Genomic DNA, 21,148 nt, shown 5'->3' with positions numbered 1-21,148 from the left:
TCAAGAGGCAACGGCGGGCACGACCAGCCCGCGATGCAGCACCACCTGGCGGTCGAGCCGCGCCGCGATACGCGGGCTGTGGGTGACCATCAACAGGCTGGTGGGGCTGTCGCGCAGCAGGTCCAGCAGCAGTTGCAGCACGTCATCGCTGGTGGCTTCATCGAGATTGCCGGTGGGTTCATCCGCCAGCAGCAGGCCCGGCCGCGACGCCAGCGCGCGGCCCACCGCCACCCGCTGCTGCTGACCGCCGGAGAGTTGCTCGGGATAGCGCTTGAGCAAGTTGCCCAGGCCCAGGCGCTCGACCAACTGCGCCTGCCACTGCGGATCAAAACGCCCGGCCAGGCGCGCCTGGAAGGCCAGGTTATCGTCGACGCGCAAACTGCCGATCAGGTTGAACTGCTGGAACACCAGGCCGATTTCGCTGCGCCGCCACTGCGCCAGTTGCGCCTCGCCCAGTTGGTCCAGGCGCTGCTCGCCCACCTGGATACTGCCGGCGTCCACACGGTCGAGCCCGGCCACCAGATGCAGCAGCGTGCTCTTGCCGCTGCCCGACTCCCCCATCAGCGCCAGGCTGCTGCGCTCGCCCAGCTGCAAGTCGACGCCGGCCAGCACCGCCAGCGGCCCCTGGGGGGTGGTGTAGCTCTTGCGCACGCCGTGCACCTGCAACATAAACACGCTCACTTGGAAAACTGAAAACGAGAATAACGGCTGATGGCGCCAAGTACGCAAATTTTTCACATGGATTTCACCACCTGCCCACCCCTGTCACTTTAAATTGCCGGCGCATTACTGATGAATCGGCAACTTGTTAGTTATTCAGTGCGACAACTTTTAACCGCAGGATGTTCAGCCAAAAGACAGCCGCCCTGTGACAGCCTCTTTATCCCACTGCGGGCCTCCGTTAATGCATTGCGCCTACTTGAATATTAATAAATACGGCCATGGTGAATGATGTGGTTGACCTCACGCTAACCAAACCGCGCACGCGCCGACGCTTTATCAAGCGCTGGCGAACGTGGCGGATGAGCCTTGCCGTCGTAAGCCTGATGCTTGCGGGCTGGCTGTTGTGGCCTGCGACACCCCGCGACCTGGGTGTGGGCAAGCGCCTGCTGACTGCGCACCTGCTGCCTGCCTGGCGGGAAGGCGAACTGATCGTGCTGGTGCGCCATGAAGAGCGCTGTGATCGCTCGAAAAACCCCTGCCTCGGCCCGTCCGACGGCCTCACCGTCGTCGGCCACCAACATGCCGAGGCGCTGGGCAAAGCCTTCAACGTATTGGGCATGACGCGCACCGACGTGCTCGCCAGCCCCGCCACTCGCACGGCCCAGACGGCCCATGCAATGTTCGGCAACGTCCAATTGACGGCCGATCCGCAGGCCATCTGCGGCGAGGCGATCGGCGAACAGCTGCTGCAGCACAAACACCCCGGGCGCAACCTGATCTTCGTCACTCACAGTGGCTGCATCGCCGACTTCGAAAAAGCCCTGGGCTACCCCCACGCGGCGTTTCCCCAATACGGCAGTGCGCTGTTCATACGGGCAAGGGCCGACGGCAGGTTCGACACCCTGGGACTGGTCAATGGTCCGGCATGGACGGCTGTTTTGAAAAACCTCTGAACACACTTTTTTACATATCCAGCATTACCTATTCAGCAAAATGACAGGCCTGTTCTGGCATGTTGAGCCGCGCCCGTTAATTAACGGCGCCCCACATAACTCGACCCAGTTAGTGAACATTTTGAGTCTTGCTCTTATTACTTATATAGCCCCCCACTCCGTCATTAAGTGTCAAGGCGCCGCGCGCTCATGACCCGACTAAAACCTCTGCCCTTACTGTTGCTGGCAATCGCCGCATTTTACCTGCTGCCCCTTGGCCTGCATGGCCTGTGGGTGCCCGACGAAACCCGCTACGCCCAGATCAGCCAGGAAATGCTCACCAGCGGCAACTGGGTATCCCCGCATTTCATGGGTTTGCGCTACTTCGAAAAACCTGCCGGCGGCTACTGGTTGATCGCCCTCGGTCAGGCGGTGTTCGGCCAGAACCTGTTCGGCGTGCGGATTGCCTCGGCACTCACCACCGCCCTGAGTGTATTGCTGGCCTACCTGATCGCCCGCCGCCTGTGGAACGATCCGCGCAAAAGCTACGCCTGCGCCCTGCTCTACCTGAGCTTCGGCCTGGTGGCCGGGCAAGCCGGGTACTCCAACCTCGATCCGCAATTCACGCTCTGGGTCAATCTCAGTCTGGTGGCGCTGTGGTTCGCCCTCGACAGCCGCACGCCACGGGCCCGACTCGGCGCCTGGGCGCTGCTCGGGGTGGCTTGCGCCATGGGCTTCATGACCAAAGGGTTCCTGGCCTGGCTGCTGCCGGTGCTGATCGCGGTGCCCTACTTGTTGTGGCAACGCAGGCTGGGTGAATTGCTGCGCTATGGCCCACTGGCCGTGGGCGTTGCCTTGCTGCTGTGCCTGCCCTGGGCCTGGGCGATTCATGTGCAGGAACCGGATTACTGGCGCTTCTTTTTCTGGCACGAACACATCCGCCGATTTGCCGCCGATGATGCACAGCATGCGCGGGCGTGGTGGTTCTTCCTGCCGATCATGGTGGTGGCGTGCCTGCCCTGGGCCGGGTTGCTGCCCAGCACACTGCTCAAAAGCTGGCGGGAAAAACGCCAGCCGGCCATCGTGTTCCTTTCCCTCTGGCTGTGGCTGCCGCTGGCGTTTTTCAGCCTGAGCCGGGGCAAGCTGCCAACCTACATCATGCCGTGCCTGTTGCCGCTGGCCCTGTTGATGGGGCATGCGCTGATCGACCTGGTTCACCAGCACAAGCCACGCGCCATCCGCCTCAACGGCGTGATCAATCTGGTCGTCGGCCTGCTCGCGATGGTGGCCTTGATCTACCTGCAAATCGACCGCCCGCTGTACGGCAACAGCCATGCCGAGATGTTCAGCCTGTCGCTGGCATTTATCGTGCTGCTGGGCTGGATCCTTGCCAACCTGCTGCAGGCCTTCCGCCCGCTGACGCTGTGGGCGACACCGGCGCTGGGCATCGGCCTGCTGGTGGTGTTGCTGCCGGTGGGCATGCCGGCGCAGATCGCCAACAGCGAAATGCCCGACCAGTTCGTGCTCGAACACCTGGACGAACTGCAGCAGACCCAGGCGCTGTTGAGCAATCAACTGGAATCGGCCTCCGCGCTGGCCTGGCGACTGAACCGCGCGGACGTCACGCTTTACAACACCGAAGGCGAACTGCGCTACGGCCTGACGTATGCGGATGCAGCGCACCGCAAGGTCAACCTGGACACTGTCCAGGCCTGGCTCGCCGAGGCGCGCAAGCACGGCTCGGTCGGCGTGCTGCTGCGCGTCAGAAGCACCAGCGAACACCGTGAAGAGGGGCAACTGCCACCCGGTGGCAAGCGCTACCGCAAGGGCGACCTGGTCATTACCCTCTACCCGCAATCCCCTTAGGAATACCCATGAGTTTCTGCAAGACCGAACGCGGCGCACTGCTGTTGCTGCTGGGCGTATCAGCCCTGCTCCTGCTGCTGGGCCTGGGCAGCCGCGACCTGTGGGGACCGGAAACACGCTGGGCGAATATCGCCCTGCAGATGCTGCAAAGCGGCGACTACTTCGACCCTTATCTCAAGGGCGCACCCTACTATGACAAACCCCTGCCCTCCTACTGGCTGATCACCGGCTTTGCCAACCTGATGGGCGGCCTGGGCCCGTGGTCGCTGCGCCTGTCGTCGGTGATCGCCGCGTGGCTGAGCATCTGGCTGGTGTACCTGATCGGCGAGCGCCTGTTTCGCAAGGGCACCGGGCTGATTGCCGGCTGGATGCTGGCCACCACGTTCTATTTTCTGTTCTGGGCGCGGGTGGCCACGGCGGATGTGCTCACCGTGTGCGGCGTGCTGGCCGCCGTGTGGTGGTACTGGCGCGGGCCGGACGACACCCGGCTGGGGCGCTACACAGTATTTTTCCTGCTGCTGGCGGCGACCTCATTGTTCAAGGGGTTGATCGGCTTCGTACTGCCGGGCCTGGTGCTGTTACCGCACCTGCTCAGCGAACAGCGCTACAAACGCCACTTCAACCTGCGCCTGCTGCTGGCCGTGATTATCGCCGGCGCGTTCTACGCGATTCCCTTCGTACTGTCCCATCTCTATGGCGCCCCCACCTATGGCGAAAGCGGCCTGGAGCTGGTGTTCAAGGAAAACGTAGTGCGCTTCTTCGATCCCTTCGACCATATGGGGCCGATCTACACCTACCTGATCTACCTGCCGGCGTACACCCTGCCCTGGGCACCCTGCTGGATGCTCGGCCTGTGGCTGGCGCTGCGCCACTGGCGCGAAACGCCGCCCAATGTGCGCTGGCTGGTGTGGGGCCTGGGCCTGTTGTTCGTGTTCTTTACCGCCAGCGGCAGCCGACGCAGCTACTACGTACTGCCCCTGGTGCCTTTTGCCCAGCTGCTGGCAGCGTGGTGGTTGAGTGAACGCCTGGAGAAAAACCCCGCCGGTTGGCCGCGCTGGCAAAAGGGTTTTGGCTGCGCTGCGGGCTTGATGCTGCTGGTGATCGGCGGCGTGTATCCCTGGACCAACGGTAATGGCGGCGTGACGCAGTTTGTCGACGATGTGAAAGCACAGGCGGTGAAAACAGCACCGTGGGATCAGTGGCAGATGGTGCTGGTGGAAGTCGACAACAAGCTGCCGATGTACCTGAACAATGGCGGCAAGCCGTTCTACTACGTCAGCGAAACCCAAAACTTCCCGCGCCAGGGCGACAGCGCCGCGTTCATGGCCTGGCTGGAGAAAACCAGCGGCCAGGAATTTGATCCACAGCACACCATCATCATCGCGCAGTTCTCCAAAGACGACCCGACGCCGCTGGCGTTTCTGGGGGCGGATCACCAGGTGATCGTTACCCAGCCGGATAATGGGGAGCGGTTGTTTCACAAGCGCGAAGGTGGGAGTGTGGGGTTTCTTCCAGTGAGTAAATGAAGCGACCCGGTGCTTACAGACACTGAATACCCAGTGTGGAAGGCTCCGCCAAATCTTCGACTTAGCGCTGTCGCGCAGCAAACTGGAGACGATTCGACTCGCTCGCGAAGGTGATTTTTCGGTGTACCTATCCGTTTCTGCGGTGACGGCGAATTAGGGTTCCGCCCTTACGGCGGGTCACTTTGGAGAAGCCCCAAAGGGCGCCTCAGATCAAAATCAAGAGCGCGGCGGCCTGAGAGCCGACCGGTAATGCTCTGCGCAGCATCAGGTAAACCGCGTTCTGTCGAATTGGGGGCGCTTCGCACCCCAGCGCGGGGCAAGCCCGCTCGCCACAAAAGCCCGCTCGTCAGAGAGGTTCCGGTTTGCTGCGCGACAGCGCTAACCGAATCTCCCACATTGACCGCAATCTATAGGGGCGTTGGTTAATGGGATTTGGTCATGGTTTGTTAAGGGCCAGCAAGGCGCGTCCCTTTTAATTGCAGGACGTTTCCTAGACAATCTCTGCCGCCTTGCGCCTGTTGGAGTCGGTGGCTAGTCTGCGGCCCGTCACTGCCAATTCAGTGATCGGGTTTAGTCGCCCGGATCTCATATGGCGCATGGTCCCCCGTGATGTTTTATGGTGGCTGTGCGTATGGGCACCTTCGGGTGCGCCGGTTTGCCATGTGGCCGGTCGACTAACCTGCGTACAGCCACCGCCCATCGTTTAGTCGCGAAGAGTGTCGGCTCCAAACCATGTGGAGTTACACCATGAACAAAGCCCTACCCGATCCACCTCACGATCGCAGCGCCTTCCACCGCGCCATTGACCGTCACTCACCCACAAAAGACTTCCATTGCGTCAATGAAGACCTGAGCTTCGAAGATGCCCTGCTCTTCACCGCCAGCTTGCTGGACAGCGCCTCGGTGACGGCACTCGATTGCAGTGAGCACCTGGAGAGCCCCGAACGGGCGAAGATTCTGGCGGTGTGGCATTTGCTGGAGATTGCCAGGACCACGGTGGATCGCTCTATCCACTGCATGAACAACCCAAAAACCACTGCCTGAACGCGCGAAAAAAATGTGGGAGGGGGCTTGCTCCCTCCCACAGTGAGCGTATTTCAAGATCAGGTTCAGCGTAATTCTGGCCCTCAAATCCTGCGACGACGATTGAGTTGCGGAATGGTGGTTTGCGCCACTTCCACTCGCTGCACCCGCGCCTGGGTGCGCGCTGCCAGTTGTGCCAGTGTCGGCTGGCTGAACAGGGTGCGCGCATCCACTTCCAGCCCGGCCTTGCGCAGGCGTGCCACCAGGTTGACCGCCAGCAGGGAATGCCCGCCCAGCTCGAAAAAGTGGTCATGACGCCCCACCCGTTCCAGCTTCAGCACGTCGGCCCAGATTCCGGCCATGGTGGTTTCCACCTCGCCTTGCGGTGCTTCGTAGGCGCGGCTGATCACCGCTTCCAGGCCCGGTTCCGGCAGGGCCTTGCGGTCGAGTTTGCCGGCCGGGTTCAGCGGCAGCGCATCGAGCTGCACGAAGGCCGCCGGCACCATGTACTCGGGCAGTTGCTCCAGCACATGGATGCGCAACGCTTCCAGGCTCGGTGCCTGTTCGCGCACGGTGAAATACGCCACCAGCCGCTCTTCGCGGATCAGCACCGCCACTTCACGCAACGCCGGGTGCGCCAGCAGGCGTGATTCGATCTCGCCCAACTCCAGGCGCACGCCGCGTAGCTTGACCTGGAAGTCATTGCGCCCCAGAAACTCCAGGTTGCCGTCCGGCAGGTAACGCACCAGATCGCCGCTGCGATACAGGCGGTCGCCGGCCACGAACGGGCTGTCGATAAAGCGCTCGGCGGTCATCTGCGCCAGGCCCAGGTATCCGCGTGCCACGCCTACCCCGCCGATATGCAACTGGCCGCTGACGCCCAGCGGCACCGGCGCGTCGTGGTCGTCGAGCACATACAGGCGGGTGTTGTTGATCGCGCGGCCGATCGGCAGTTGCAGTGCCGGCACCGGTGCGCCGGGTTCAAGGGTCCAGGCGCTGCTGTCGACGGTGGCTTCGGTGGGACCGTAGACATTGTGCAGGCGCACCTGCGGCAAGCGCGTTTGCACGCCACGGGCCAGGGCTTCGGTGAGTTCGCCGCCGCCGCACAGCACGTCGGTGAGGCTGGTGCACAGCGCTGACTCGTCCAGTTCCAGAAACTGCTGCAACATCGCCGGCACGAATTTGATCACGCTGATGCGCTGCTCGCGAATCACTTGCGCCAGGTACGCTGGTTCCCGATGCCCGTCAGGTCGCGCCAGCACCAGGCGCATGCCATTGGTCAGCGGCCAGAACAGCTCCCACACCGAGCCGTCGAAGCTGAACGGCGCGCGTTGCAGCAGCGCGCCGCCTTCAGCGTTCGGGCACAGTGTGGAGCCCCAGTGCATCAGGTTGCTCAGCCCGCGATGCTCGATCATCACGCCTTTGGGCGTACCGGTGGAGCCGGAGGTGTACATCACGTAGGCCAGGTTGGCGGGGCTCAGGCCCGGCACCAACGGATTGCCGATCGGCGCGTGGCGCCAGGCGCAGCAGTCGAAGTCGATCAGCGGGATCGACACGTCGCCCGGCAGGTCGCGCGTTGCGGCATGCACCAGCAGCGCCACCGGCTGGCTGTCGTGCAGCATGTAGGCCAGGCGCTCGCGCGGGTAGCCCGGGTCCAGCGGCACGTAAGCGCCGCCGGCCTTGAGAATCGCCAGCAGGCCCACGACCAGATCCAGCCCGCGCTCGACGCACAGCGCCACCCGCGAATCGGGCTGTACCCCGCGCTCACGCAGGTGGTAGGCCAACTGGTTGGCGCGCTCGTTGAGCTGTTGGTAACTCAGCTGGTGTTCGCCGGCCTGCACCGCGATGGCGTGAGGGGTATGTCGCGCATGCGCCTCGAACAGTGCCTGCACGCTGAGGGTGTCGGGGTAGACGGTGTCGGTGGCGTTGAAATCCACCAGCAAGGTGTGCAACTCGTCGGCGGGCAGCACCGGCACGTCGCGCAGCGGCGATGTCGGCGCCTGTTCCAGTGCCTGCACCAGGCCGCGCACGGCCGTGTCGAGGTAGGCCAGCAGCCGCGCGGCGCCGACCTTGCGCGGCGCCTTGGCCTTGAGGCGAAACCCCTCGGCGGTGTCGTCCACCGTGAGCATCAGCGGGTAGCTGAGGATGTCCTCACTGCTGAGCAGGGCAATCCCGGGCACCAGCTTCAACTCGGGGTCGGCCGAGGTATGCCGGTAATTGAGCAGGCTGTTGAACAACGGCGAGGCGCTGCTGCAACGCTGGGCCAGCGCCAGCGACGCCTGCTCGTGAACGAGCAAGGCACTCAGTTGGGCGTGGGTATCACTCAGCGCATCCAGCACAGTTTGCCCGGCCAGTTGCACCCGCAGCGGCAGCGTATTGATGAACATGCCCAGTGCGCGGTCGGCGCCCTCGCCCGCCTGCAGGCGACCCAGCAATACGGTGCCGAACACCACGTCATCGCGGCCCGACACACGGCTGAGCACCTGCGCCCAGGCCAGGTGAAACAGACTCGCGGCACTCACGCCCAGGGCGCGGGCCTGTTCGCGCACGCATTGATTGAGGTGCTCGTCGAGGGCCTGTTCGGCCTCTTCACTGTCGGCGCGATTGGCCTGGCGCTCCTGCAAGCCGAACGCCAGTGTCGGCTCGTCGACATCCGCCAGACGCTCACGGAAAAACGCCTCGTGCGCGGCCTGGCGCGCCGGCAAGCGGCTCTGCGCGACCACATTGCGATACGGCACCGGCGCCGGCAGTTGCGCCTGCTGGCCGAGCAGGTGCGCGCGAATCTCGTCCACCAGCACGGTGGTCGAGGTGGCGTCGTTGACCAGGTGATGAAAGCGCAATCGCGCAATCCAGCGTTGCTGCTGCGGCTGTTCGGCGTAGTCCATGGCCATCAGCGGCGCCTGGCGCAGGTCCAGCGGCTCATCACTGTCGCCCAGCGGCGCGACGCGCAACTGCGCCTTGCGCCACACCACCTGCATCGGTTGCTCCAGCGCATCCCAGGCCAGGCTGGTGCGCAGGATGTCATGCCGGTCGATCACCTGTTGCAGGGCCTGGGCAAAGGCATCGAGCTGTTCGCGCCGGGCAAAGCTGAACATCGCGTGCTGCTGGTACGGATCGCGCTCATCGGTGAGGTGGTGGTAGAGCAAGCCCTCCTGCAACGGCGCCAGCGGGTAGATATCCTGCACATTTGCCGCGCCGCCGGGAATACCCGCGACGATGCGGTCGATGCTGGGCTGGTCGAGTTCGGCAAGGGCCAGCAGGTCCGGGGTGATGTGGGTGCAACCTGGCGCAATTCGGTTGGCCGGCACCGCCACCTCGCGGCGCTGGCTGACGGCTGCCAGCGCCGCCAGGGTGGGCTGGCCGAACAGCACCTGCACATCGGCATGCAGCCCGGCCTGACGCATGCGCTGCACCAGTTGCACCGCCAGCAGTGAGTGCCCGCCCAGTTCGAAGAAATGATCATGCCGGCCCACTTGCCGCACCTGCAGCAGCTCGGCCCAGATCTGCGCCAGGATGGTTTCCGCACCGTCGTGCGGGGTTTCGTAACGGCGGCTGACAAAGGCATCCTGGGTCGGTGCCGGCAACGCCTTGCGGTCGAGTTTGCCGTTGGCGGTAAGGGGCAGACTGGTCAGCTTCACGTAGGCGGCGGGCAGCATGTAGTCGGGCAGCGACGTTTGCAGGTGGGCGCGCAGGGTGTCGATATCGATAGGGTGATGCTCGATGAACCAGGCCAGCAGTTGTCCCTCGCGGAACTGCACCACGGCCTCCTTGACGGCGGGATGGCCGGCCAGGGCGGTTTCGATTTCCCCGAGTTCGATGCGCACGCCGCGAATTTTCACCTGGTCGTCATTGCGCCCCAGGTATTCAAGGTTGCCATCGGGCAGCCAGCGCGCCAGGTCGCCGGTGCGGTACAGACGGCCGGCGCTGAACGGGTCATCCAGAAAACGTTCGGCGCTGAGGTCCGGGCGGTTGAGGTAACCGCGCGCCACGCCCTTGCCGCCGACATACAACTCACCCGCAACGCCAATCGGCAGCAGGCGTTGCCGGGCATCCAATACGTAGACCTGGGCATTGGCGACAGGCGCGCCGATAGGCAGCAGGCTTCCCACTTCAACCCTTCCGGACGTGGCGACCACCGTGGCTTCGGTGGGCCCGTAGTTGTTGATCACATCGAAGGTTTGTGCACGGTTGAACGCACGCAGGCGGTCGCCACCGATGAGCAAGGTGTGCAGGGTCGGGTGTTCCAGGCGCTGGCTGAAAGCGTACTCGGCCACCGGCGTGGGCAGGAAGCACACGTCCAGCGGCTGGGCGCGCCACCAGTCGAGCAGCGCGTCGATGTCTTCGGCACCGTCATGGGCCGGCGGCAGGTGCAGCGTGGCGCCCACGCACAGGGCCGGCCACACCTCCCAGGCCATCGCATCGAAGCCGAACCCGGCGACGCTGGCGGTGTGGCTGCCCGCATGCAGGTTGAAGGCCCGGCAGTGCCAGTCCACCAGGTTCGACACACTGTGGTGCTCGACCATCACGCCTTTGGGCAGGCCGGTGGAACCGGAGGTATAGATCACGTAGGCAAGGTGCGTGGGCTGCACCGCCACGTCAGGGTTGGTGCCCAGGTGCAACGCGGGACGGTCCAGCGCGATCACCGGTACGTCCAGCGCAGGCAGGCGCTGGCGCAAGTCATGCTGGGTCAGCACGGCGACCGGGGCGCTGTCGTGCAGCAGGTAGTTGAGGCGTTCGGCGGGATGGGCCGGGTCCAGCGGCACATAGCAGGCGCCGGACTTGAGAATCGCCAGCAGCCCCACCAGGGTGTCCAGCCCGCGCCGGGCCAGGATCACCACGCGATCGTCCGGCTGTACGCCCTGTTCGATAAGCTGATGGGCCAGGGCATTGGCCTGTTGATTGAGCTGGGCATAGCTCAGTTGCCGGCCCTGATACACCGCCGCCGAGGCCTGCGGCGTGCGCGCAGCCTGGGCTTCGATGCGCGCGTGCAGGGTGCTCGGCTGAGTATCGGGCTGGGCGGTGGCGTTGAACTGTTGCAGTTGCGCCTGCTCAGCCGGGGTAATCAGGGACAATTCGGCGAGGGTGAGCGCCGTGTCCTCCAGGCCCTGCTCCAGCAACCCGATGACGCGTTCAGTCAGTGCCTGGACCTCGTCGTGACTGAAATACGCCTCGTTGTACACGCAATGCAGGCATGCGGTGTCCTGCACGCGATTGCTGCGCAGGTGCATGGCAAGCGGCAGCGCTTCATGGTGGTTGGAAACCTTGATGGCCCGGGCCTGGACCTCGCCATAGCGCAGGTCATGATCGTCCTGCTCGTAGGACACCGACACCTCGAACAGCTGGCCGCGGTCGCTACGGCGCAGGCCCAGCTCACGGTTCATGTCGCTCAAGGGGAAGCGCTGGTGGCGCATGTCCTGCTTGAGCTGGTCGCGCACGCCGCGCACCAGTTCGGCGAAAGACAGCTGCTCGTCAAATTGAAAACGTACCGCGCTGACCTGGGCAAACATTCCCACGGTCGCGCGAAAACGCGCGTTGGCGCGGTTGAGCATCGGCAGTCCTGCCACCCATTCCTCGCGCTGATAGGTGCGGGTGAAACACACATATAACGCCGCCAGCAATACATGGAACGCCGAGGCCTGGTAACGCTTGGCCATGTCTTCCATGCGGTGCAGCAACGCCACGGGAAACCCTTGCACCAAGGTGCTGCTCGGCGCTGGCGCGGTGTGCCGTGGCGTCAGCAGCGGCTCGGGCAAGGTCTGGTATTTGTCCAGCCAATAAGTGCGGTCGCGGACGTAACGCGACGACTGCCGGTAGTGCTGGTCGGCGTCGATGAAGTCGATATACGACGGCGCCAGCGGCTGCGGCTGACGGCCCTGCACCAGGCCCGTGTAGAGCTGCGCCAGGGAGTACAGCATCTGGCCGAAGCCCCAGCCATCGAGGATCAGGTGATGGGCCTGGGTGCCGAGCCAATAGCGGTCGGCGTCGAGCTTGACCAGAAAAAAGCGGAACAACGGCTCGCCCTGCAACCCATAGGGCCGAGCCATCTGCGCCTGCATCAAGGCCTGCGCGGCAACCTGCGGCTCGGGCAAGGACGAGAAATCATACCGCGCCACCTCTACCGTCAATGCCGCAGCGAAGTGCTGGCGTGGCAAGCCGTCAGCGTCGCTGAACAATTGGGTGCGCAGCCCATCGTGCAGGGCCACCAGTTGCTCGATGGCCTGCTGGATCAGCGCGGGCTCCACAGGGCCGGCAAAGTCGAGAAAACCACCGATGTTGTAGAGCGGCGAGTCACCCGCGCGCTGTTGGTCGAGCCAGATATCCTGCTGGGCGGCGGTGAGCGGGAAGCTGGGTGACGGGCTGGAAATGTGCGGCATAAGATCCTTCTCATGGGGGCTCGCCAGGGAGGTCCATCACGGCGAAATTGCCGGATTTGAGCATGGGGGTACGGGGCTGCCTGACACCCCAAACCCGGACATTCAAATGAATGGAACCGGCTCGGCTGAAGGTTCACCGCTGAAACGATTAAAGCGGTGTAGGACATTGGCTATATAACGCCGAGGATGGCAATTAGACACTCCCCCTATAAAATTGAATTATCTTTATAAATCAATAATTTATAAAATTATAAAAATCCGAGCTGGCTATTCGTCTGTGGAAATACCTGACAGAACCGTCGATTTAATGGCGGTACTTTTATGGCAGGTTGTGTCCCACGTTTCCGCTACATACGTAGGACAAATCCATATGGCTAAATGAAATCTCGAACGCCGAGTCACGTTCAAGCACCACGGCGCGCCCCGCACAGACCCAGGGCGCCCGATGGCGGTTTTCGACATCAAGGATGAGATGGCTATGAGTCTGACGCGCACCATGAGCAACACAACCAGCCCGCATTTCTATGCCGAAATGGGCGAACTGATTTCAAACAGCGGCCAGGAAGATTTCGCCGCGCACATGCTGCACCTGGTGGACAAATGGGTGCCGATCCACATGGTTGACCTCAGCGAGTGGACCCTCGACGAACTGCACGACCGCGTGCTCGATATCAAGCTGCTGGGCAGTGCGGGGCTCAAAAGCGAGCTGTCTGCGCCCCAGACCCTGCACCCGCTCAAGGACCATCCGCTGCTGCGGGAGATGCTGCGCATGCAGGACCCGCTGCTGATTCAGATGCGCGCCCAACCCAACAGCGCGCACCCGCGCGGCACCTCGCACCAGTGCAACCTCGTGGCACGCCAGGGCAATCGGCGCCAGGTGATTTCGTTCTACCGCCCGCCGGCCCAGCGTGGGTTCTCCCTGGCGGAGCTGTCGTTTCTCAAGTGCCTGTCGGACACCCTGCTGCCGCTGCTGGAGCGTCATGCCCAATGGCTTCACCAGGCGCCGCAGAGCGGCAGGGAACCGGTGCATAACCCGCTGGAGCAATCGCAATTGCAGCGCGAGTTCTACAAGCGGCTGTCGCTGAGCGATATCACGTTGTCGGCACGCGAGCAGGAAGTCTGCCTGGGCCTGCTGACTGGCGGCACCGTGCCGCAGATGGCGGAAAAACTCAGCGTGAAAAACAGCTCGATTGAAACCTACCTCAAGCGCGCTGCCGCCAAACTGGGCGTAAGTGGCCGCCATGGCCTGGCCAAATGGATGGTGGGCGCTTGATGACCAGAACCACCCTCACCGCCGTCGGCATGGCCTGCCTGCTCGGCGGTTGTTCGCTGATTCCCGAGTACCACCGGCCCCAGGCACCGGTGCCGCAGCATTACCCCCAGGACGGGGTGTATCGCCAGGCGCAAGCGGGCACGCAAACCACCTCGGACTGGCAGCACCTGTTCCATGACCCGGCGCTGCAACAGCTGATGAGTGATGCACTGGTCAACAACCGCGACCTGCGGGTGGCGGCGCTGAACGTCGCGGCGTTCCAGGCGCAGTACCGCATCCAGCGTGCCGACCTGTTTCCGGCGGTGTCCGCCACCGGTGCCGGCAAGCGCCAGAACGTGCCGGGGGATGTGACGGGCACCGGCAAGTCAGCGATCACCTCCAGCTATTCGGCCACCCTGGGCATCAGCGCCTATGAACTGGACCTGTTCGGCCGTGTACGCAGCCTCAGCGAACAGGCGATGCTCACCTACCTGGGCACCGCAGAAGCCAGGCGAAGCGCGCAGTTGAGCCTGGTGGCGAATGTCGCCAACGCGTACCTCACGTGGCGCGCCGACCAGGAACTGCTGGACCTGGCCCGGCAAACCCTGGCCGCCAACGAACGCAGCCTGCACCTCACCGAGCGCAGCAAAAGCGCGGGCAAGGCCTCGGCGGTGGATGTGGTGCAAGCGCGCACCAGTGTCGAAAGCACCCGCGCCAGCCTGGCCCGTTACCAGCGCCAGGTGGCCCAGGACCTCAACAGCCTCGCCTTGCTGGTCGGCGGCCCGGTGGACCCAAACCTGCCGTCGCGCCCGCTGGCGGACGACCTGGTAGCTCGGGTGCCCGCCGGCCTGCCCTCGGACCTGCTGCAGCGCCGCCCGGATATCCTCCAGGCCGAATACCAGTTGCAGGCCGCCAACGCCAATATCGGTGCCGCCCGCGCTGCGTTTTTCCCCTCGGTAAGCCTCACGGCCAATGCCGGCAGTGCCAGCACCGAGCTGTCGGGGTTGTTCAAGGGCGGCTCGGGCACCTGGACGTTCCAACCGCAGATCAACCTGCCGATTTTCAACGCTGGCAGCCTGCGTGCCAGCCTCGATTACGCCAGGCTGCAAAAAGACATCACGGTGGCCCAGTACGAAAAATCGATCCAGACCGCCTTTCAGGAAGTGGCCGATGGTCTCGCCGCGCGCCAGACATTCGTCGACCAGCTCAACGCGCAACGGGATTTTGTGGCCGCCAGCCAGCGCTATTACGACCTCGCCCAGCACCGCTATCGCAGCGGAGTGGACAGCAACCTGACGTTCCTGGACGCACAACGCTCGCTGTTCAGCGCGCAGCAGGCGCTGATTGTGGATCGACTGGCGCAGTTGGTGGCAGAGGTGAACCTGTATACGGCGCTGGGTGGCGCGTGGGCCGAAGCCCCGCGCCTGGCCGCTTCGCCCTAGAGCAGTTTCAGCCCGATGATTGAACGGTTGCTCCAATCCGATTCGCGCAGCTCGGATGCCTTCCCGTAGTTATCCAGCTTGCCGTCGATGACTGCCATTGAATGCGCTAAGCCAGAGACCGTGCCGATCGCTCCCTGCCTGAAGTCTTCAAGAGTAGCCGGGGTCACGTAGTTCTTCAGGCCCAGGCGGCGCAGGGCCTGCCCTGGGTACTCGCCATCGTTCAAGCTGTTCAGGGCAGCGGCATAACCCAGGTGGCCGACGCCATCATTGTTTTCCAACTGAGCACGCTTGGCGCTGACGGCATACAGAAACTGCGCATTGACCAGCACATCATTGGGCCTGTCGGCCTTGAAGTCCGAGGCTTTGCCGGCTTGCTCCAACTCTGCGTAACTGATGCGCAGTCTGTAGGCATCGCGCATGACAACCTCAACACCCGTGGCCGTCGCCTGGACGCGCTTGAAGACGCCGTGGGGATTATGACCAAACCTCATCATGGCGGCCTTGATTGCGGAAATGGTGACGCAATTCCCTTCAACGTTCTGGTAAAAGTCCGTGAATACGTCAGCGGGTTTTATGCCGATGTTGGCCGCCGTTCCGCGGATGAACCGGCCAGCTCCACCCACCCCCGGATCCAGATTTTCAGCCTGTGTGATGCGTCGGCGATTCACTTCATGGGTGTCATACCGCCCACTCCTGCGTTCGGACAATTGCCTGAGCCGCTCGCCCAACACGCCCAGCGCGCTGATCAAACCTTCTGCATTCTGCCTTGACGCGGGCTCAATCGGCATCTGCGCTACGGAATAATCGGTCCTTCCAAAATACACATTCAACCCCAGCATTTTTCACCTCCAATATGCAAACGGTGCAGTCAATCAGCCAGCGTGGCAACTTTCAGGGAAGGTGAGACGGGCCTGTTATAGAACTGCCCCTCCATCACCCCATCAATGATGACGCCGTTCTTGTGTCTGCCGCCTGACGTCACCGGCACACCCACTTGCGCCCCCAGTGTTCCTGCATCGACAACCTTGATCTGCTGTTTCAGGCCCAGCAAGGACAGGGCCGAGTACCCATCAATGCCCTCGCCCGCCACTGCCAGCACGCCCGGATACGTGCGGCGCGCGTGATAGTCGCTGTCCGTGCCATACATCTTCATGAACGGATCCGACGCTTTGTGAAGGTCCAGCTCCAGGCTCTTGCGCTTGTTCATCACGGCAAACAGGAAGCTGGCATCCTTGACCATTTCTTCATCACCGCCGCTGAACTTTGCAGCCCTGAACGCCAGGTTCAACTCTTCAATCGATATATTGAGTTTGAAGCCATCTCTCATCGTAATGCGGTAGCCGTCCCCGGTATTCACGACGTCCTCAAATACACTGGCCGGGCTCTGTCCAAACTTCATCATTGCAACTTTGATGGCGCCTACATGTTCTTCCCTGCCAGCGCTGCCAAAGTAAGGATAGTGTTCGTATGACGCACGCAGCCCGTTGAGGATGTCAGCCGGCTTTTGTCCTTTGGGTACCGCCGATAAGAAGTCTGTGACCGGCTCATAATGTTCAGTTGCAAACATCTCAGTCAGTTCGCTATCAAAATGGGTACGGGTAGCCGCCAGATTTGATCGTTCCATGAACGGTGCCAGCCTGTTGCGCCAGACATTGTCGATGGACACCGGTTCAGTGCGTGGAGCGGGCGCGACGTCCATGGGCGGCGGTGGACTGGGCAGCGTTTTATCCTTGGCCATCCATTTATTCAATGCACCGACCAATGCGTCGTACATCTTCAACAAGGCAGCCAACTCGGGATCTTTTTCCTGCGCCGTTAAATGTTGGCCGATCTCACTGAGTGCCGAGAACGGTCGAAGAGGATTAACGCCATGACTCGCCGCCGGTTGATGATCGACTGATTCAGGCATTTTGCTGATGGGCGCGGGAGTTTCACCGCCCACGGGAGGCATCATCAGACGATTGTTGTACGCAGAACTCATGAGCATGACATTCAAGTCTCGGTAATTGAAATAAAAGGTCAACCCGTCAACGGGGGTACTTTTGCGTGGCGAATCGAAGATGATCGTTCCGGCCGCCAGCGGGCTAATACGTAACAACGACCTTCGATTTCAAACAATTACCATCGGAGAAATCCGCAGCCTCGGCCTGTTTGTGCGCAGGCACGCTGCCCTGCTGGAACTGACGCGGTGTACAGCCATACTCACGCCGAAACACCGTGTGCAGATACTGCGCCGAGGTAAAGCCGCAACGTGAAGCGATATCGGCAATCGCCAGCGCCTGGTTGCCCAACCCCTTGGCTGCTGCGGCGAGTTTGAAGCGCAGGATCTCGTCATGCACGCTGCAGCCGCGTACCTTGCGAAAGTGCGCTTCCAGGGACGAACGCGACACACCCACATAGGCTGCTACCTGCGCAGTCTTGATGCCCTGGCAGGCGTACTGGCGAATAAACAACAAGGCTTGCATCACATACGGATTGCCCAGCGGTTGATGCAGGCTGGAGGCCTGCACGTTGATCGCGTCCGGTGGCACCAGCACCTGGGTGCCCGTGCAGGGTTTGCCGTGCAGCATCTGGTGCAGCAACGCGGCAGCGGTGCGGCCCATGGTCTCGGTGCCCTGGATCACCGAACTGAGCGGCACCCGCGTGAGCGTGCGGGTCAGCGGGTCGTTGTCGATGCCGATCAGGGCGACCTGCTCCGGCACCGCAATGCCCGCCGTGAGGCAGGCCTGCAAGAGCTGCCGGGCGCGGGCATCGGTGACGGCAATAATGCCGATGGGCTTGGGCAGGCTGTGCAGCCAGGCGATCTGCTGCTCCACCGCGCTGTCCCACAGCGGCGCGCTGGTGCCCAGGCCGCGATAGATCTGCACCGCCAGACCGTCGCGCTGCATCAGCCCACGAAAGGCCTTCTCACGCTCCTGGGCCCAACGATTGGCCTGGGCTTCGGGCAGGCTGAAACAGGCAAACCGGGTCAGCCCGGCTTCGATCAGGTGTTCGTAGGCAAGCTTCATCAGCGCATGGTTGTCGGTGGCCACGTAGGGAATGCCCTTGGGATAGGCGTGCACATACTCGTAGGAGCCGCCCACCGCAACGACTGGCAACCTGCTCCCGGCCAGCGCCTCGCCGATCAGCGGGTCATCGAAATCCGCAATGATGCCATCGCCCTGCCAGCGCTCGATGCCCTTGAGGCGGCACAGGAAGTCCTCCTCCAGAAACAGATCCCAGGACGCGCGGGTGCTGCTCAGGTAATTACCGATGCCGGCAATGATGCCGCGGTCGTAGATTTTGCTGCCGTTGAAGAGCAAGGCGATGCGGTGGACGGGCGGTAGGGTTTTCATTGTTGTTGTCCTGGGGCCGATCAGGACAGACTAGACCTCGCCACTCAAAATCGCACCACACCTTGGTGATTTTCATAATCGGCAAGGCAGGCGCCGTTGCTAGTATCCAGACACCGCCAAGAACAATAAGGAAAACGCCATGCCGTACTTCCCCGGTGTCGAGAAGGTTCGCTTCGAAGGCCCAGACAGCGACGCCCCCCTCGCCTTTCGCCATTACGATGCCGACAAGCTGATCCTCGGCAAACCCATGCGCGAACACCTGCGCATGGCCGTCTGTTATTGGCACACCTTTGTGTGGCCGGGCGCGGATGTGTTTGGCGCAGGCACCTTCAAGCGACCGTGGCAGCGCAGCGGTGATCCGATGGACGTCGCCATTGGCAAGGCGGATGCGGCCTTCGAGTTCTTCTCCAAGCTGGGCATCGACTACTACAGCTTTCACGACACCGATGTGGCGCCCGAGGGCAGCTCGCTCAAGGAATACCGCCATCACTTTGCGCAGATGGTCGATCATCTGGAACGCCATCAGGAGCAGAGCGGCATCAAGCTGCTGTGGGGCACCGCCAATTGCTTCAGCAATCCGCGCTTCGCCGCCGGCGCTGCGAGCAACCCGGACCCGGAAGTGTTTGCCTGGGCCGCCGCTCAGGTGTTCAGCGCGATGAACGCCACACTGCGGCTCAAGGGCTCCAACTATGTGCTGTGGGGCGGCCGTGAAGGCTATGAAACCCTGCTCAATACCGACCTCAAGCGCGAACGCGAACAGCTCGGCCGATTCATGCGCATGGTGGTGGAGCACAAGCACAAGATCGGCTTCAAGGGCGACCTGCTGATCGAGCCCAAGCCTCAGGAGCCGACCAAGCATCAGTACGATTACGACAGCGCCACGGTGTTCGGCTTCCTGCACGAGTACGGGCTGGAGCATGAGATCAAGGTCAATATCGAGGCCAACCACGCAACGTTGGCCGGACACAGTTTTCACCATGAAATCGCGACGGCCGTGTCGCTGGGCATTTTCGGCAGTATCGACGCCAACCGTGGCGACCCGCAGAACGGTTGGGACACCGACCAGTTTCCCAACAGCGTCGAGGAAATGACCCTGGCCACCTATGAGATCCTCAAGGCTGGCGGATTCAGGAACGGCGGCTATAACTTTGATTCCAAGGTGCGTCGCCAGAGCCTGGACGAAGTGGACCTGTTCCACGGGCATATCGCGGCCATGGATGTGCTCGCCCTGTCGCTGGAACGGGCGGCGGCGATGGTGCAGAACGACACACTGCAGCAGTTCAAGGATCAGCGCTATGCTGGCTGGCGGCAGCCCCTTGGCCAGGCGGTGCTGGCGGGGGAATTCAGCCTTGAGTCGCTGGCCGAGCATGCGTTCACCCATGAGATTAACCCGCAGGCGGTGAGTGGGCGGCAGGAGATGCTGGAGGGTGTGGTCAACCGGTTTATCTATCGGTGAGGTTTGGCTTCTGTGGTGAGCCTGCTTCTGTGGCGAGCGGGCTTGGTGTGGCGAGCGGGCTTGCCCCGCGTTGGGCTGCGAAGCGGCCCCAAAACCAGACGCCTCGGTTGTATCAGGTAAAACTGCGGTGTATGAATTGGGGGCCGCTTCGCGCCCCAACGCGGGGCAAGCCCGCTCGCCACATAAAGCTCGCTCGCCACAGAGGTCCGCTCGCCACAATCAGTAATGTGCTTGCCTAGAGTCTTCCAACAACAATAAAAGGACGCACTACCATGAAGTCATTCAAACGTACGCTGCTTGCCGCCACCCTGGCGGTGCTCGCCCTGCCGGTGATGGCCGATCCCGCCCACCCGAAAATCGGCTTTTCCATCGACGACCTGCGTCTGGAGCGCTGGTCCCGCGACCGTGATTATTTTGTGGCGGCGGCGGAAAAGCTCGATGCCAAGGTGTTTGTGCAATCGGCCGATGCCAATGAGCAAAAGCAGATTTCCCAGATCGAAAACCTGATCTCCCGGGGCGTCGACGTGATCGTGATCGTGCCGTTCAACGCCACGGTGCTGACCAACGCGGTCGCCGAGGCCAAGAAGGCCGGGATCAAGGTGGTGTCCTATGACCGCCTGATTCTCAACGCGGACATCGACGCCTATATCTCCTTCGATAACGAGAAGGTCGGCGAGATGCAAGCCAGCGGCGTGCTGCAGGCGGCGCCCAAGGGCAATTACTTCCTGCTCGGCGGCGCGCCCACCGACAACAATGCCAAGGTGCTGCGCGAAGGCCAGATGAAGGTGCTGCAACCGGCCATCGACAAGGGCGATATCAAGATTGTCGGCCAGCAGTGGGTTAAAGAATGGAACCCCACCGAAGCCCTGAGCATCGTCGAGAATGCCCTGACCCGTAACGACAACAAGATCGACGCCATCGTCGCCTCCAACGATGCCACCGCCGGCGGCGCCATCCAGGCCCTGGCCGCGCAGAAGCTGGCGGGCAAGGTGCCGATCTCCGGGCAGGACGCCGACCTCGCCGCGATCAAGCGCGTGATCGACGGCACCCAGACCATGACCGTGTACAAGCCGCTCAAGCTGATCGCCACTGAAGCCGCCAAACTCTCGGTGCAATTGGCCCGCAGCGAAAAACCGGCCTACAGCTCGCAGTACGACAACGGCAGTAAAAAGGTCGACACCATCCTGCTGACGCCGACCCCGCTGACCAAAGCCAATGTCGACCTGCTGGTGAAGGACGGTTTCTACACCAAAGAGCAGATCGGCGGGCAGTGACCGTC

General features: G+C 62.6%; 13 protein-coding genes. 8 read left to right on the top strand and 5 right to left on the bottom strand.

The window, feature by feature from the left end:
- Positions 1–669, bottom strand: a complete 669-nt coding sequence (locus tag ACXX81_RS07990; RefSeq protein WP_458571456.1) for an ABC transporter ATP-binding protein — start codon at positions 667–669, stop codon at positions 1–3.
- A gap of 272 nt (positions 670–941) precedes the next feature.
- On the opposite strand from ACXX81_RS07990, the gene pmrG reads away from it, so the two are divergent.
- The 4 genes from pmrG (at position 942) to ACXX81_RS07970 (ending at position 6,031) form a co-directional block, all read left to right on the top strand.
- A complete protein-coding gene (gene pmrG / locus ACXX81_RS07985) occupies positions 942–1,616 on the top strand; it encodes a lipopolysaccharide core heptose(II)-phosphate phosphatase PmrG (RefSeq protein WP_209982743.1) in 675 nt (224 codons plus the stop codon).
- A 189-nt stretch (positions 1,617–1,805) separates the two neighbouring features.
- Positions 1,806–3,461 (top strand): lipid IV(A) 4-amino-4-deoxy-L-arabinosyltransferase, encoded by a 1,656-nt coding sequence (gene arnT, locus ACXX81_RS07980; protein ID WP_458571455.1) that lies wholly within the window; start codon positions 1,806–1,808, stop codon positions 3,459–3,461.
- A gap of 8 nt (positions 3,462–3,469) precedes the next feature.
- Positions 3,470–4,987, top strand: a complete 1,518-nt coding sequence (locus ACXX81_RS07975; RefSeq protein WP_458571454.1) for an ArnT family glycosyltransferase — start codon at positions 3,470–3,472, stop codon at positions 4,985–4,987.
- Between the two features lie 747 nt (positions 4,988–5,734).
- A complete protein-coding gene (locus tag ACXX81_RS07970; protein ID WP_209982750.1) occupies positions 5,735–6,031 on the top strand; it encodes a DUF6124 family protein in 297 nt (98 codons plus the stop codon).
- 83 nt (positions 6,032–6,114) lie between these two features.
- On the opposite strand, the gene ACXX81_RS07965 is transcribed toward ACXX81_RS07970, so the two are convergent.
- Positions 6,115–12,384 carry a non-ribosomal peptide synthetase gene (locus tag ACXX81_RS07965; protein ID WP_458571453.1) on the bottom strand — a complete coding sequence of 2,090 codons (6,270 nt, stop codon included), beginning with the start codon at positions 12,382–12,384 and terminating at the stop codon, positions 6,115–6,117.
- 478 nt (positions 12,385–12,862) lie between these two features.
- On the opposite strand from ACXX81_RS07965, the gene ACXX81_RS07960 reads away from it, so the two are divergent.
- Both ACXX81_RS07960 and adeC read left to right on the top strand, forming a co-directional pair.
- Entirely contained in the window at positions 12,863–13,657 is a 795-nt protein-coding gene (locus tag ACXX81_RS07960) for a helix-turn-helix transcriptional regulator (RefSeq protein ID WP_209982753.1), read from the top strand.
- Positions 13,657–15,078: an AdeC/AdeK/OprM family multidrug efflux complex outer membrane factor gene (gene adeC / locus ACXX81_RS07955; protein WP_209982755.1), complete on the top strand. Its 1,422-nt coding sequence runs from the start codon at positions 13,657–13,659 to the stop codon at positions 15,076–15,078. Before ACXX81_RS07960 ends, adeC begins: the two co-directional genes overlap by 1 nt.
- Here adeC and ACXX81_RS07950 read toward each other — a convergent pair.
- Genes ACXX81_RS07950 through ACXX81_RS07940 form a run of 3 tightly spaced genes read right to left on the bottom strand, consistent with a single transcriptional unit; the run spans position 15,075 to position 18,413 of the window.
- The gene (locus tag ACXX81_RS07950; RefSeq protein WP_458571452.1) at positions 15,075–15,917 is read right to left on the bottom strand and encodes a hypothetical protein; all 843 of its coding nucleotides are present in this window, start codon (positions 15,915–15,917) and stop codon (positions 15,075–15,077) included. The two genes, adeC and ACXX81_RS07950, sit on opposite strands and share 4 nt — an antisense overlap.
- A 29-nt stretch (positions 15,918–15,946) precedes the next feature.
- Complete coding sequence (locus tag ACXX81_RS07945) at positions 15,947–17,176, bottom strand: type III secretion protein (protein ID WP_458571451.1); 1,230 nt, start codon at positions 17,174–17,176, stop codon at positions 15,947–15,949.
- Positions 17,163–18,413, bottom strand: coding sequence for a XylR family transcriptional regulator (locus ACXX81_RS07940; RefSeq protein WP_458571450.1), 1,251 nt, complete (start codon positions 18,411–18,413; stop codon positions 17,163–17,165). Before ACXX81_RS07940 ends, ACXX81_RS07945 begins: the two co-directional genes overlap by 14 nt.
- A gap of 139 nt (positions 18,414–18,552) precedes the next feature.
- On the opposite strand from ACXX81_RS07940, the gene xylA reads away from it, so the two are divergent.
- Entirely contained in the window at positions 18,553–19,869 is a 1,317-nt protein-coding gene (gene xylA, locus ACXX81_RS07935) for a xylose isomerase (RefSeq protein ID WP_231422941.1), read from the top strand.
- A 272-nt stretch (positions 19,870–20,141) separates the two neighbouring features.
- Entirely contained in the window at positions 20,142–21,143 is a 1,002-nt protein-coding gene (gene xylF / locus ACXX81_RS07930; RefSeq protein ID WP_209982763.1) for a D-xylose ABC transporter substrate-binding protein, read from the top strand.
- Positions 21,144–21,148 lie beyond the last annotated feature (5 nt).

The sequence above is a fragment of the Pseudomonas sp. GNP013 genome (genome assembly GCF_054343995.1).
The sequence above is the reverse complement of the archived record's forward strand: the minus strand, read 5'-3'. Positions and strand labels throughout refer to the sequence as shown.

What these genes read in the sequence shown, in the direction of transcription:
- pmrG (WP_209982743.1), top strand. Translation starts at nt 942, where the DNA reads ATGGTGAATGATGTGGTTGACCTCACGCTAACCAAACCGCGCACGCGC.
- xylA (WP_231422941.1), top strand. Translation starts at nt 18,553, where the DNA reads ATGCCGTACTTCCCCGGTGTCGAGAAGGTTCGCTTCGAAGGCCCAGAC.
- ACXX81_RS07975 (WP_458571454.1), top strand. Translation starts at nt 3,470, where the DNA reads ATGAGTTTCTGCAAGACCGAACGCGGCGCACTGCTGTTGCTGCTGGGC.
- ACXX81_RS07990 (WP_458571456.1), bottom strand. Translation starts at nt 669, where the DNA reads ATGTTGCAGGTGCACGGCGTGCGCAAGAGCTACACCACCCCCCAGGGG.
- ACXX81_RS07950 (WP_458571452.1), bottom strand. Translation starts at nt 15,917, where the DNA reads ATGCTGGGGTTGAATGTGTATTTTGGAAGGACCGATTATTCCGTAGCG.
- ACXX81_RS07940 (WP_458571450.1), bottom strand. Translation starts at nt 18,413, where the DNA reads ATGAAAACCCTACCGCCCGTCCACCGCATCGCCTTGCTCTTCAACGGC.
- ACXX81_RS07970 (WP_209982750.1), top strand. Translation starts at nt 5,735, where the DNA reads ATGAACAAAGCCCTACCCGATCCACCTCACGATCGCAGCGCCTTCCAC.
- adeC (WP_209982755.1), top strand. Translation starts at nt 13,657, where the DNA reads ATGACCAGAACCACCCTCACCGCCGTCGGCATGGCCTGCCTGCTCGGC.
- ACXX81_RS07960 (WP_209982753.1), top strand. Translation starts at nt 12,863, where the DNA reads ATGAGTCTGACGCGCACCATGAGCAACACAACCAGCCCGCATTTCTAT.
- xylF (WP_209982763.1), top strand. Translation starts at nt 20,142, where the DNA reads ATGAAGTCATTCAAACGTACGCTGCTTGCCGCCACCCTGGCGGTGCTC.
- ACXX81_RS07965 (WP_458571453.1), bottom strand. Translation starts at nt 12,384, where the DNA reads ATGCCGCACATTTCCAGCCCGTCACCCAGCTTCCCGCTCACCGCCGCC.
- arnT (WP_458571455.1), top strand. Translation starts at nt 1,806, where the DNA reads ATGACCCGACTAAAACCTCTGCCCTTACTGTTGCTGGCAATCGCCGCA.